Below are 12,488 nucleotides of genomic sequence, written 5' to 3'. Positions count from 1 at the left end.
TCGGCCACTAATTTAATACCATAGGCGTTATTGTCGCAGCCAGTTTGCGGGCGGACAGCGCGCAGAATCCGGAGCGTACACGTAGTACGTGAGGAATTCGAGCACTGCCCAACCGTAAAATGGCAAGTAAAATAGCCTATTGGCGCTGCATGGCGTTATACACAGCAATGGCCTGTTCTACAACCTCGCTTTCCGCCGGCAGGCCGGAAATTTGCGCCAGCGCCGCTTTTGGCCCCAGTTCAGCCAGCAGTTCCACCAGCTCTTTAGCCTGCGGATCCTGCTCGCTGCGGTAGCTCATGGCGGCGGCGATGCCCTGAATCAGGTTCGCGTGCGGCAGGCCGTATTCCAAAGTGCCCAACAGGGGTTTGATCAGACGATCGCCCGCGCTCAGCTTGCGCAGCGGTTGGCGCCCCACACGCTCAACGTCGTCGTGCAGATACGGGTTCTCAAAGCGACTGAGGATTTTGTCGATATAAGCGGCATGCTTGGCGGCGTCAAAGCCATAACGTTTGATCAACACCGCTCCGCTTTCTTCCATCGCCCCTTTCACCACGCGGCGGATCGCCGGGTCCAGAATGGCATCGCGAATGGTCTGCAGACCGGCCTGCTGGCCAAGATAAGCGGTGATGGCATGACCGGTATTGAGCGTGAACAGTTTGCGTTCGACAAACGCCATCAGGTTATCGGTCAGCTCCATGCCAGCGATCGCCGGTGGCTGGCCCTTGAACTGGGTCTGGTCGACAATCCACTCGCTGAAGGTTTCCACCGTCACTTCCAGCGGATCGCTGCTGCCCGCTTCCGCCGGCGGCACAATGCGGTCAACCGCCGAGTCAACAAAGCCGACATGCTGCTCGACCCACGCCTGCTCGTCCTGCGGCAACGCATCGAACACATGTTGTTTTAACTGGCTGGTGCCGCGCACCATGTTTTCGCAGGCAATGATGTTCAGCGGTTGGTTGTTGCCCTCTTGATGACGCTTGATCAGCCCTTTGGCAATAGTACCGGCAATTTTACCCAGGATCTGCGGGCCCACGGCGGTCGTCACGATATCCGCTTCGGCGATCAGCGCTACCGCCTCTTCACTGCCGCTGTTCACTGCACTGACGTTGTTGACCGGCTCGACCCGCTCCTGTTCGCCGACCACGTGAACCTGGTAGCTTTTACGGCTGTTCAACAGATCCAACACCGTTTGGTTAACATCGGCAAAAGTCAGTTCGGCCTGCGCGTCCGCCAGCAGCTTGCCGATAAAACCACGCCCAATATTTCCCGCACCGAAATGTAATGCTTTCATATTCCTACCTTTCTAATGTCGAAGGGTGCAGCAAGCTGCACCCCTTAAAATGATTCTGTTATCCGGCTTTCTTGCCGCTAAGCAGGTCCAGCACTTCCTGTACGCTGGTGGTATTCGCCAGCCGCTCGATGACGCCGTCGTCGTCCAGAGCATTGGTCAGGCTGGTGATCACCTGGATATGTTCGTTGTTGCGTGCGGCGATACCGATAACCAGTCGTGCCACCTCGTCCTCTTCATCGCCAAAGCGCACGCCTTGCGGGTACTGGCAGAACACCACGCCGGTGCGCAACACCCGGTCTTTGGCTTCGATGGTGCCGTGCGGCACGGCGATTGACTCGCCCAGGTAGGTTGAGGTGAGTTTTTCACGCTCCAGCATCGCCGCGACGTATTCCGGCTCAACGTAACCGCCTTTGACCAACTGCTCGCCGGCGAAGCGGATCGCCTGCTCCTTGTCGCTGGCCTGCAGATTAAGGAACACGTTGCTTTCGCTCAGTTTGAACAGGTTTTGCTCGGTGGCCTCAAAGCTGTCGTCCAGCGTGCTGATGACTTTCTGCTGGTTATCGGTGGTTTTATTGGCCGCCACCAGGCGCTCGGTCAGATCGTTGTACAGCTTGCTGTCGAGGAAATTGGTCAGCGAGATGTGCTGTGCCTGCGGCGCATGACGCATCGCGCGCTCAGTCAGGTCACGGTGAGTGATCACCAGATCCACATCATCCGGCAGGTTGTTGATGGCACTGTTGGTCACGGAGATATTTTTCAGCCCGGCGTCCGCCACTTTTTTGCGCAGTACCCCGGCCCCCATGGCGCTGGAACCCATGCCCGCATCGCAGGCAACGATGATTTTACGCACCGTGGTCAGGTCACCATCCACCGCTGCATGAGCCGCAGCACCGCCTTTAGACTGGGATTTCATCGCCTGTACGCGGCGAGTGGCCTCTTCCAGGTCATCCTCTTCTTTGGCTTTCGAAGTTTTCAGCAGGAACCCGGCAACCACAAAGGACACCACGAACGCTGCGGCGATCGCCGCCAGGTTGGCGAAGTAAGCGCCCTTAGGGGTCATCGCCAATACCGCCAGAATCGAACCCGGAGATGCCGGAGACACCAGACCGCCGTTCAGCAGGGTCAGTGTGAACACGCCGGTCATACCGCCCAGGATCACCGCCAGCAGCAGGCGTGGATTCATCAGCACGTACGGGAAGTAAATTTCGTGGATACCACCGAAGAAGTGGATGATCGCGGCACCGCCGGCAGACTGCTTGGCACTGCCGCGGCCAAAGAACATGTAGGCCATCAGTACGCCCATACCCGGGCCTGGGTTGGCTTCAATCAGGAAGAAGATGGATTTACCGGTTTCGGTCGCCTGCTGAATGCCCAACGGCGAGAAGATACCGTGGTTGATGGCGTTGTTCAGGAACAGGATTTTCGCCGGCTCCACGAAGATTGACGCCAGCGGCAGCAGGTTATTGGTCACCATGATGTTCACGCCGGTCGCCAGGATATGTGACAACCCTTCAACCAGCGGGCCAATGGCCAAAAATGCCAGAATAGCCAGCAGCATACCGATAATGCCGGCGGAGAAGTTGTTCACCAACATCTCAAAACCGCTTTTGATTTTGCCGTCTACCCAGCGGTCAAAATGCTTGATCGCCCAGCCGCCCAGCGGACCGGCAATCATGGCGCCGAGGAACATCGGCATATCTGCCCCGACAATCACGCCCATGGTGGTGATAGCGCCCACCACCCCACCGCGATCGCCTCCCACCAGACGGCCACCGGTAAAACCGATCAGCAGCGGCAGCAGGTAAGTGATCATTGGGCCAACCAGTTTGGCTAAGGTTTCGTTCGGCAGCCAACCGGTAGGAATGAATAACGCGGTGATGATACCCCAGGCGATAAAGGCGCCAATGTTAGGCATCACCATGTTGCTTAAGAAGCGGCCAAAGTTTTGAACTTTGACTTTGATGTCTGGTGAAAACATAAAACACACCCCTATTGTTACGCGCTGACAATAAGAGCGCGTGATTATTGTTGTTACGATCCAGCCGTGTTGTTGCTGTATGCGAAATGGACTCTATCACGCAGTTTTTACCGTGCGAACTTCACGGAATTTTTGTGACAAGCATCACACCAACACCCCCATTATCGGGGCACTTATAGTGATATTGATCACAGTTACTCAGTGTAAAAAAGCCACAACGAGAACAAAATTCGCCTAAAACCCAATTAAATGTGATTCTGGTCACATTTAATTGATGCGCGTTTGTTTTTAAATTGTGATGGTGATCACAATCTATTTTCAGTGGCTACCGAATCCTGGCTTGAAGAAGGTCTTCCCTGTGAGCATTCATCCCGTCGGGAAATAGCGGTGCGATGAATGAAAGAAAACTACATGTCGGAAATAGATGATTAATTGAAGTGTAGTACAGATGCGTGGTGCAAGAAGTGAGCAAGCCGTTGGAAAGTCAGAAGGGAATGGCAGAAGCCGGACTGCCGGCTTCTGCGTTTGGAGATTACTGAGTAACGCTGGAGACGATTTTCTGTGCGTTAAGTAAATCCTGCTGCTTGGCTACCAGATTCGACATCATGGTGTTGTACTGCGTTGCCTGCTGGGAAGTACGGAACTGCACGCCGTTATTATTAAAGGCCACCTGATTGCCCTGGGCACGCAGAAAATCCCCCACCTGAACCAGATCCTGAACGAAGCTGGCCGTGGTCGGAATCACCGGCATCAGCGCATTGGCCGGCCCGGTAACAATCTTGTCGTACGCCTGGTTATATACGGCTTTCAGATCGTCAGGTTGCTTCAGCGCTGTCCGGGCAGTATCCGCCTGCGACTTGGCTGACTGGATTTGCTGCCCCAGCAGGTTCAGCGCCCCAACGGACTGTTGCAGCGTATCGCGCTTGCTCATGTAGTCCTGTGCGGTGCGGATCTGGTTAATCTGATCCAACGCCGGCGTCAGGCTGGCATCCAGTGATTTGGACAGTTGCTGAGAAAAACCGACCAGGATGGCGTAATCACCGGCATAGTTGCCGAACTTCTGTTTCTGATCTTCGCTCAGCGTCGGGATTTTCGCGCCGCTGCGCATCACCGTATTCTGGATGTAATCAATAAACGCCTTGCGTTGTTCCGGCTCTTTATCGCCGCAGGCAGTCAATTGCATGACCACCAACAATGCCAATACCGGGGCCAACCAACGCGCGAAAACTCTGCTCTTGATCCCTACCGCCATGTGACATAACTCCTGTTATAAACCTGCTTTTTCATCGGACTCCGTCCCTTTTGCTGCACTCCTTGCGCCTATAAGAATAGATCAACTGAATGCGATCCGATACGCGATTCACCTTTTGGTGGTTATTCTTGGGCGAAAGGCCAACATGCAAGGTGCTATACGCGCTGGCAAGGGGCTACTGTACCGACTCAGGGGCATGATACACTTTTGTATCATTTATCACCGGGCCAAGCTGCGCATGTCATCCTATCAGCCACCGTTGACCATCAGCTCACGCATGCTGCATCTGGTAACCGATGTTGGCGATCGGCTTGCGCGTTTAAAAATGCAGGCTGAGCAAGAACATGCCTTACGGCTACGCCGCATCAACCGCATCCGTACCATTCAGGGCTCTTTGGCTATCGAAGGCAATACTTTAAGTGAAGAGCAGATCACCGCCATCATCGAAGGTAAACGTATCATTGCGCCACCTCGCGATATTCAGGAGGCGCTTAATGCTATTCGTTGCTATGGAAATTTGAACAACTGGCGTCCCATGCAGGAGGAGGATTTACTCGCTGCACACCGGCTGCTAATGGCTGGCCTATTGCCAGATGCCGGACATTACCGCCATGGCGGTGTCGGGGTGATGAACGGTAAAACCGTCATTCATATGGCGCCACCTGCGGAAAGGGTTTGCCAGTTAATTCGGCAACTGCTGCTCTGGTTAAAAGAGACCGACCTACCGCCGCTGATCGCAAGCTGTGTATTTCATTACGAATTTGAGTTTATCCACCCTTTCGCCGATGGTAACGGACGAATGGGCAGACTGTGGCAAACGCTGATCCTGTCACGTTGGGAGCCCTTGTTTGCCAACGTGCCGGTTGAAAGCCTGGTACATGACAATCAGTCCGGTTATTACCAGGCGCTGAACACCAGTAACCAACAGAGTGACTGCGCTCCCTTTGTCGAATTTATGCTGGGCATGATCTTGCGAGCGCTAGAACATAGCCTTACCCCCCAAGTCACCCCCCAAGTCACCCCCCAAGTCGCCGAACTATTGGCGATACTTAAAGGCGAGATGTCACGCGAGGAAATTCAGCATGCGCTGCAACTGCAGGATCGAAAATCTTTCAGTGAGCGTTATTTACGTCCTGCGCTAAACGCGCGGCTAATTGAAATGACCCTGCCCGAAAAACCCAACAGTCGCCTGCAAAAATACCGACTAACCGCTCAAGGTGTTTCGCTGCACCGACGGCAATAAAAAAGGCGCCCTAAGGCGCCTTTTCACGACAGAACCGCTTATTGCAGTACGGAGATATCCGCGACCTGCAGGAACAGCTCACGCAGCTTGCTCAGCAACGTCAGACGGTTTACACGCACCGCTTCGTCATCGGCCATCACCATCACGTTGTCGAAGAACGCATCGACCGGCTCACGCAGCTCCGCCAATTCCACCAGCGCATCCTGGTAGCGGCCTTCAGCAAAGAAAGGCTCCAGCTTATCGCGCAGCACCACCAGGTGGGTCGCCAGTTGGATCTCAGCCGCCTCTTTCAACACCGAAGCGTGAACGCGATCGTTCAGCGTATCGGTAGATTTGGCCAGGATGTTGGAGACGCGCTTGTTGGCCGCCGCCAGCGTCGTAGCCGCTTCCAGCGTACGGAAGTGAGTGACCGCCTTAACGCGTGCGTCGAAGTCCGCAGGCTTGGTCGGACGACGTGCCAGCACCGCTTGAATGGTGTCGACGGCGTGACCTTCTTCCTGATACCAGGCGCGGAAACGGCCCAGCATGAATTCGACAACTTCGTCGACGACCTTGGCGTTGGTCAGCTTGCTGCCGTACAGGCGCACGGCCTCTTCGGTCAGGGTCTGCAGATCCAGCGGCAGGTTTTTCTCAACGATGATGCGCAGCACGCCCAGCGCGGCACGGCGCAGTGCGAACGGGTCTTTATCACCTTTCGGATGTTGCCCAATGCCGAAGATACCGGCCAGGGTGTCCATCTTGTCGGCGATCGCCAGCGAACAGGCCACCAGCGATTCCGGCAGCGCATCGCCGGCAAAACGCGGCTGATACTGCTCGTTCAGCGCAACGGCAACGTCTTCCGCTTCGCCGTCATGACGCGCATAGTGCATGCCCATCACGCCCTGAGTGTCGGTGAATTCGAAGACCATATTGGTCATCAGATCGCACTTCGACAGCAGGCCCGCGCGGGTGGCGTGGTTAACGTCGGCACCAATTTGGCCGGCAACCCAGCCCGCCAGCGCCTGGATGCGATCGGTCTTGTCGCGCAAGGTTCCCAATTGCTGTTGGAACAGCACGGTTTCCAGACGCGGCAGATTGTCTTCCAGGCGTTTTTTACGGTCGGTATTGAAGAAGAACTCGGCATCGGCCAGACGCGGGCGCACCACCTTCTCGTTACCGGAGATGATTTGCTGCGGATCTTTGGATTCGATATTGGCTACGAAGATAAAATTCGGCATCAGGTTGCCCGCGGCGTCATACACCGGGAAATACTTCTGATCGCCCTTCATGGTGTAGACCAGCGCTTCCGCCGGCACCGCCAGGAATTTCTCTTCGAATTTGGCCGTCAGTACCACCGGCCATTCCACCAGCGAGGCCACTTCTTCCAACAGGCTTTCGCTCAGATCGGCCTTGCCGCCAAGCTGCTGCGCTGCCAGCTCCGCATCGCGCTTGATCAGCGCCTTGCGGGTTTCATAATCGGCCACCACTTTACCGCGTTCCAGCAGGATCTGCGGATATTGGTCAGCGTTGTCGAGGGTGAGTTCGGCTTCACCCATAAAGCGGTGACCGCGAATAGTGCGGCCAGAATCGATGCCCAACACGGTGCCCGGGATCAGTTCTTCACCCAGCAACAGGGTCACGGTGTGTACCGGACGCACGAACTGCACGTCAGAATTACCCCAACGCATCAGTTTCGGGATCGGCAGCTTGGCCAACGAATTGCTGACCATGCCCGCCAGCAGCGCTTGCGCAGGCTGGCCTTTAACATGGGCGCGATACAGCAGCCATTCACCTTTATCGGTCACCAGGCGTTCAGCCTGATCGACGGTGATGCCACAACCGCGTGCCCAACCTTCGGCCGCTTTGCTTGGCTTGCCTTCGGCGTCAAACGCCTGGGCAATGGCCGGGCCGCGCTTTTCGACTTCGCGATCGGCCTGCGCAGCGCGCAAGTCGGCCACTTTCAGCGCCAGACGGCGCGGTGCGGCAAACCAGCTCACTTCGCCATGTTCGAGATTGGCACTGTCGAGCTCGGCGGTAAAATTCGCGGCAAAGGATTCTGCCAGTGAACGAAGAGCCTTCGGCGGCAGCTCTTCCGTGCCGATTTCCACCAGGAAAGTCTGTTGAGTCATGGCTGCCTCTTAGTTCTCGTTCTTTTTGCACATTGGGAAGCCCAGCGCTTCGCGGGAAGCATAGTAGGCCTCGGCAACGGCTTTGGTCAGCGTGCGGATACGCAGAATATAACGCTGACGCTCGGTCACCGAGATCGCCTTGCGCGCATCCAGCAGGTTGAAGGTGTGGCCGGCCTTCAGAATACGTTCGTAAGCCGGCAGCGGCAGCGGTTTCTCCAGCGCCAGCAGCGATTGGGCTTCTTTCTCGTACTGCTCAAAGCAGGAGAACAGGAAGTCCACGTCGGCGTATTCGAAGTTATAAGTGGACTGCTCCACTTCGTTCTGGTGGAACACGTCGCCATAGGTGGTCACACCCAGCGGGCCGTTGCTCCACACCAGATCGTATACGCTGTCCACGCCCTGGATATACATCGCCAGACGTTCCAGACCGTAGGTGATCTCGCCGGTGACCGGTTTGCACTCCAGGCCGCCAACCTGCTGGAAGTAAGTGAACTGCGTCACTTCCATGCCGTTGAGCCAAACTTCCCAGCCCAGGCCCCAGGCGCCGAGCGTCGGGTTTTCCCAGTTATCTTCCACGAAGCGGATGTCGTGAATGGTCGGATCCAGACCCAGCTCTTTCAGCGAGCCCAGGTACAGTTCCTGAATGTTGTCCGGCGATGGCTTAATCACCACCTGGAACTGATAGTAGTGTTGCAAACGGTTCGGGTTTTCACCGTAGCGGCCGTCAGTCGGACGGCGGGACGGCTGCACGTAGGCGGTAGCCATTGGCTCCGGCCCCAGCGCGCGCAGGCACGTCATCGGGTGAGAGGTTCCCGCGCCGACTTCCATGTCCAGTGGTTGAACGATGGTGCAGCCTTGGCGCGCCCAATAGTCCTGCAGTGTCAGGATCAGGCCCTGAAAGGTCTTGGTATCAAACTTTTGCATGTTGAATTCGCACGCGATACAAGTGGATTTAAATGGGATGGGCCAGTATACCCGTTGACCGTAAGATATACAGCCAGAATCCCGCAACAAGTGTGAATCATCAAAGAAGCGCGGTCTTTTCGCGCACTAAAACGGGGCAAATGCCCCTCTGTAGCGCCGTTTCAGCGTCATAATCTCCCCAATTCCCCGGCCAGAAGGCGTCACTCAGGCTGGCACCAACCTTGCTAGCGTCCTGATATCCCCCTTTCAGGAGATTCGCTGATGACAACCGCCTTAACCGACAGCCGCTATCGTTACCGCATTTTCGCCATGGTGTTCTTCATTGCACTGATCAACTACGTCGATCGCGGCGCACTGTCCTTCGCCGCCAACGATATCTCCCATGAATTCAACTTCAACAAGGCGCAGCTGGGCGCCGTGCTGGGCTATTTTGGCTTTGGCTATTTGTTCGGTTCGCTGTGCGGCGGTTTTCTGGCCGACCGTATCGGCACCAAAAAAGTCTGGCTGATCGCCGGGGCGCTGTGGTCGCTGCTGGAGATTGCGACCGCCTGGGCCGGCGAACTGGGCGTGGCGCTGTTCGGCGGTTCCGCCATTATGGGGTTTGCCGCACTGCGGATCATGTTCGGCTTTGCCGAAGGTCCGGCCTACGCGCTGATGAATAAAACCATCGCCAACTGGGCGCCGCGCAAAGAACGTGGCTTTTCGCTGGGTATCGGGTTACTGAGCACCCAGGTGGGTTCGCTGCTGACCGCGCCGCTGGCCGTGGGGTTACTGCTATTGACCGATGACTGGCGCAGCATGTTCATGCTGCTGGGCCTGTTTTCGCTGATCGCCATTTTGCTGTTTGCCCGTTTCTTCACCGACACGCCGCAGGAGCATCCTGAAGTCAACGCCGCCGAATTGGCCATCATCAGCGCCGATCAGGAAGCCGATAACGCACAAGCACCTCTGCCATGGTGGGCGTTTTTCACCAACCGCACGCTGGTATTTAACGCGCTGGGTTACTTCTCATTCCTTTACGTCACCTTTGTACTGGTGACCTGGGGCCCAAAATACCTGCAGGATACTTTTAACTACGATCTGCATTCGCTGTGGTACGTGGCGATGATCCCGTGGAGCGGTGCCTGCTTCACCGTGCTGCTCGGCGGCCGCATCGCCGATGCGCTGTTGAAACGCTTTGGCAACCTGCGGCTGGCACGCAACCTGTTTGCGGCAGTCACCTTGTTGCTGACCGCCACCTGCTTCGTCTTGATCCCCTTTATGAGCACGCCGACCGAAATCATTTTGTTGATGACGCTGGGCAATGCGCTGAATGCGCTGGTCAATAACGTGTATTGGTCGGTGGTGATAGACGTCACGCCGAAAGCTTCGGTGGGGGCTTACAGCGGCATGACGCTGGCGATCGCCAATATTGCCTCGATCACCGCGCCGATGCTGAGTGGTTGGCTGGCACAGCATCACGGCTATGGCGCCATGTTCTTCGCCACCGCCGTGGTGTCTTTCTGCAGCATGCTGTGCATGACGCTGCTACAGCCGGAAAAAAAGATTATGGCAGATATCACGCTGCCCAACCGCCCAGGTATGCAGCAAACGGCCCCCTAAGCGATCGGGCATCGGCACTCAAAAACGGGCGCTGACCCCGACGTTATACATAAACTGTTCGCCACTGCTCAGGCCGCCGGTCTGAGAAACGGTGGCGAAAGCCGCCACCTGATCGGTCAACGGCATATTCGCCCCCAGCGTCACATCCACCCAGTTTTTATCCTGGCTGGCGCTGTCGCGAGTGAACGAAGTCTGCGTGGACTTCAGGCCACCGCCGGCACGGTAAACGTCATCACCAAACTGATGCTGATAGCTCACCTCGGCATAGGGATTAAACAGGCCGAACTTGCTGTCCAACCGCCAACCTAACGCACCGATCTGCGAATGGTAGGTTTGATCGTTAAAGCGCATGGCGGTGCTGTCATTGCCGTCTTCGCTGTAACCGGAGACGTTGCTGTAATCCCAGGCAAACTGTGCCATCGGTCCGGTGGTCAGGTAAGAGGTGACGGGGAAATCGTAACCGGCGGTGATCCGCGCCCCCCACTGCTTGCCGTCGGTGCTGCCGGTTTCGGTACGGGTTAACGCCCCAAGCTGCATGCTGCGGCGAATATCATCGTAATTCATCGTCGCATAGTGCAGATCGGCATTCACCCAACCGTTTTCAAACAGGTCAAGGGCAGTAAAAGCGGAAAATAGCAGGCCACGCGCTTTGTAGTCGTAGCGGCTGGAGGGCTGCTGATCGTCATTGGAGCCGGAAATCAGCGCGCCGATCAGCCAGCCGTCGGTCAACTGGTAATCCACCCCTACCGTCAGATTATGAGTAGTGGCATTGCCGTCGCCCGCCGCCAGATTGGAAGAATAGTCATAGTGCTGCCCGGCATAGCCTCCGAACACGCCCAGCGATCCTTGCGGGTTTTCGCCACTGCGCAGCTGTTGAAAACGGCTGTCGAGGGTAGCACGGCTGTCACGCGCCATGGCCGCCGTCGCCTGATTCAGCGCCACCACCTGCGCAGGACCGTCGAGCACCGCCTGAATGTAATCGGCAATCAACAGATGCGCCTGCGGGCTGGGGTGGAAATGGTCGGCGAACAGGTAGGCCTGGCTGCTATCAAAACCCGGCATGGTAGAACGGCACACCGCAGAGGAGACGCCCGGCGGACAGGCCATGCCTGCGGTATTGGTGAAGCCAAACTGCGCCGGGTTGGCAATCGCCTCGCCAAACAGTTTGTTCACGTCAACCCGGACGATGTTCCCGCTCCCCTGCGCCAGCAGGTGGTCTTCGCTTTGGTTATAGAAATCGGTCAGTTGTGCCGCCTGCGCGCTAAGGCTGTCATAAGCGGCTATCAGCTGTGCGGCAATCGCCTGCTGCACCTGGGGGATCGCGCTGCCCTGCGCCGCTGCCGCCGTCAGGGCCTGATGGATAGCCTCGGCACGTGAAGCGTTATCCGGCGTGGTCAGCGAATTCAGGGTGGCGTAGGCTGCCTGAACCGCTGCGTTTTGCACCGGCGTCAACGCCTGCTGGATGATCAGCTCCATCAACTGCGGCGTGGAACCAATATTCGGCACCGTCGGCACGATCACCGTACCGGCACCGGCATTCAGCAATGAATGAACCTGCGCGGCCGCCGCCGCTGCGCTGTTGTAGGCTACGCCCGGCGCGGTCGTCGGGTTTAATGCCGCCGCCGCCAGGTCGTTGCCGCCAATCCAGTGTATATACAGGCCATCGCCGTCAGCCCGTCCATTGACCTGACCGAGGTAGCTCTGCACCTGATCCTGCGTATTGTCCGCCGGGTTGAGCGCCGGCACCGCCACGCCCCCGCCGGCGGCGTAGTTATTGCCGCCATCGTCCGAAGCCACTAACGCCGCGCCGATGCGTTGCGCCAGTACTTCGTCGTATAACAGATGTTTATTGCTGTCATAGGTAAAGCGGCCATTGTTACCGGTATCGCTCAGACTGTCGCCGAAGACGTAGAGTTGGTCATAAGCCAGCACCGGGGTCGTCATACTGCATAATATCGCCACTGCAAGCACCGCCGGGCGGGGCAGACAGGTTATTTTAAGAGGCATGAATAGACTCCTGAGAGCCAGCAAATGAAGGAAAATACGTTTTTATCATTGGCCTTTTTACCTGCCGGCCATCTAGTAAATAT

At 56.8% G+C, this 12,488-nt stretch carries 8 protein-coding genes; 2 read left to right on the top strand and 6 right to left on the bottom strand.

Going from position 1 to position 12,488, the window contains the following annotated elements:
* Window positions 1-136: 136 nt before the first annotated feature.
* The 3 genes from NR114_RS15250 to NR114_RS15240 form a co-directional block, all read right to left on the bottom strand.
* Window positions 137-1,291: a mannitol-1-phosphate 5-dehydrogenase gene (locus tag NR114_RS15250; protein WP_129941235.1), complete on the bottom strand. Its 1,155-nt coding sequence runs from the start codon at window positions 1,289-1,291 to the stop codon at window positions 137-139.
* Window positions 1,292-1,349: 58 nt separating this feature from the next.
* Window positions 1,350-3,269 carry a PTS mannitol transporter subunit IICBA gene (locus NR114_RS15245; RefSeq protein ID WP_046374816.1) on the bottom strand — a complete coding sequence of 640 codons (1,920 nt, stop codon included), beginning with the start codon at window positions 3,267-3,269 and terminating at the stop codon, window positions 1,350-1,352.
* Window positions 3,270-3,801: 532 nt separating this feature from the next.
* On the bottom strand, window positions 3,802-4,521 hold the full coding sequence (locus NR114_RS15240; protein ID WP_020824666.1) for a DUF3053 domain-containing protein: 720 nt from the start codon (window positions 4,519-4,521) through the stop codon (window positions 3,802-3,804).
* Between the two features lie 277 nt (window positions 4,522-4,798).
* On the opposite strand from NR114_RS15240, the gene NR114_RS15235 reads away from it, so the two are divergent.
* Window positions 4,799-5,764, top strand: coding sequence for a Fic family protein (locus NR114_RS15235; RefSeq protein WP_234529116.1), 966 nt, complete (start codon window positions 4,799-4,801; stop codon window positions 5,762-5,764).
* A 38-nt stretch (window positions 5,765-5,802) separates the two neighbouring features.
* Here the strand turns inward: NR114_RS15235 and glyS are convergent, their stop codons facing one another.
* Together glyS and glyQ are read right to left on the bottom strand one after the other, a co-directional pair.
* Complete coding sequence (glyS, locus tag NR114_RS15230; RefSeq protein WP_020824664.1) at window positions 5,803-7,872, bottom strand: glycine--tRNA ligase subunit beta; 2,070 nt, start codon at window positions 7,870-7,872, stop codon at window positions 5,803-5,805.
* Between the two features lie 9 nt (window positions 7,873-7,881).
* Window positions 7,882-8,796 (bottom strand): glycine--tRNA ligase subunit alpha, encoded by a 915-nt coding sequence (glyQ, locus tag NR114_RS15225; RefSeq protein WP_020824663.1) that lies wholly within the window; start codon window positions 8,794-8,796, stop codon window positions 7,882-7,884.
* A 261-nt stretch (window positions 8,797-9,057) separates the two neighbouring features.
* On the opposite strand from glyQ, the gene NR114_RS15220 reads away from it, so the two are divergent.
* The gene (locus tag NR114_RS15220; RefSeq protein WP_116928090.1) at window positions 9,058-10,398 is read left to right on the top strand and encodes an MFS transporter; all 1,341 of its coding nucleotides are present in this window, start codon (window positions 9,058-9,060) and stop codon (window positions 10,396-10,398) included.
* Between the two features lie 18 nt (window positions 10,399-10,416).
* Here the strand turns inward: NR114_RS15220 and NR114_RS15215 are convergent, their stop codons facing one another.
* Entirely contained in the window at window positions 10,417-12,405 is a 1,989-nt protein-coding gene (locus NR114_RS15215) for an autotransporter outer membrane beta-barrel domain-containing protein (RefSeq protein WP_129941236.1), read from the bottom strand.
* Between the last annotated feature and the right edge of the window lie 83 nt (window positions 12,406-12,488).

The organism is Serratia sp. Ser99, from assembly GCF_024519545.1.
GTDB lineage: Bacteria > Pseudomonadota > Gammaproteobacteria > Enterobacterales > Enterobacteriaceae > Serratia > Serratia liquefaciens.
This window is presented reverse-complemented; position numbering and strand designations above follow the sequence as displayed.

What these genes read in the sequence shown, in the direction of transcription:
- NR114_RS15215 (WP_129941236.1), bottom strand. Translation starts at nt 12,405, where the DNA reads ATGCCTCTTAAAATAACCTGTCTGCCCCGCCCGGCGGTGCTTGCAGTG.
- NR114_RS15245 (WP_046374816.1), bottom strand. Translation starts at nt 3,269, where the DNA reads ATGTTTTCACCAGACATCAAAGTCAAAGTTCAAAACTTTGGCCGCTTC.
- glyS (WP_020824664.1), bottom strand. Translation starts at nt 7,872, where the DNA reads ATGACTCAACAGACTTTCCTGGTGGAAATCGGCACGGAAGAGCTGCCG.
- NR114_RS15240 (WP_020824666.1), bottom strand. Translation starts at nt 4,521, where the DNA reads ATGGCGGTAGGGATCAAGAGCAGAGTTTTCGCGCGTTGGTTGGCCCCG.
- glyQ (WP_020824663.1), bottom strand. Translation starts at nt 8,796, where the DNA reads ATGCAAAAGTTTGATACCAAGACCTTTCAGGGCCTGATCCTGACACTG.
- NR114_RS15235 (WP_234529116.1), top strand. Translation starts at nt 4,799, where the DNA reads ATGCTGCATCTGGTAACCGATGTTGGCGATCGGCTTGCGCGTTTAAAA.
- NR114_RS15250 (WP_129941235.1), bottom strand. Translation starts at nt 1,291, where the DNA reads ATGAAAGCATTACATTTCGGTGCGGGAAATATTGGGCGTGGTTTTATC.
- NR114_RS15220 (WP_116928090.1), top strand. Translation starts at nt 9,058, where the DNA reads ATGACAACCGCCTTAACCGACAGCCGCTATCGTTACCGCATTTTCGCC.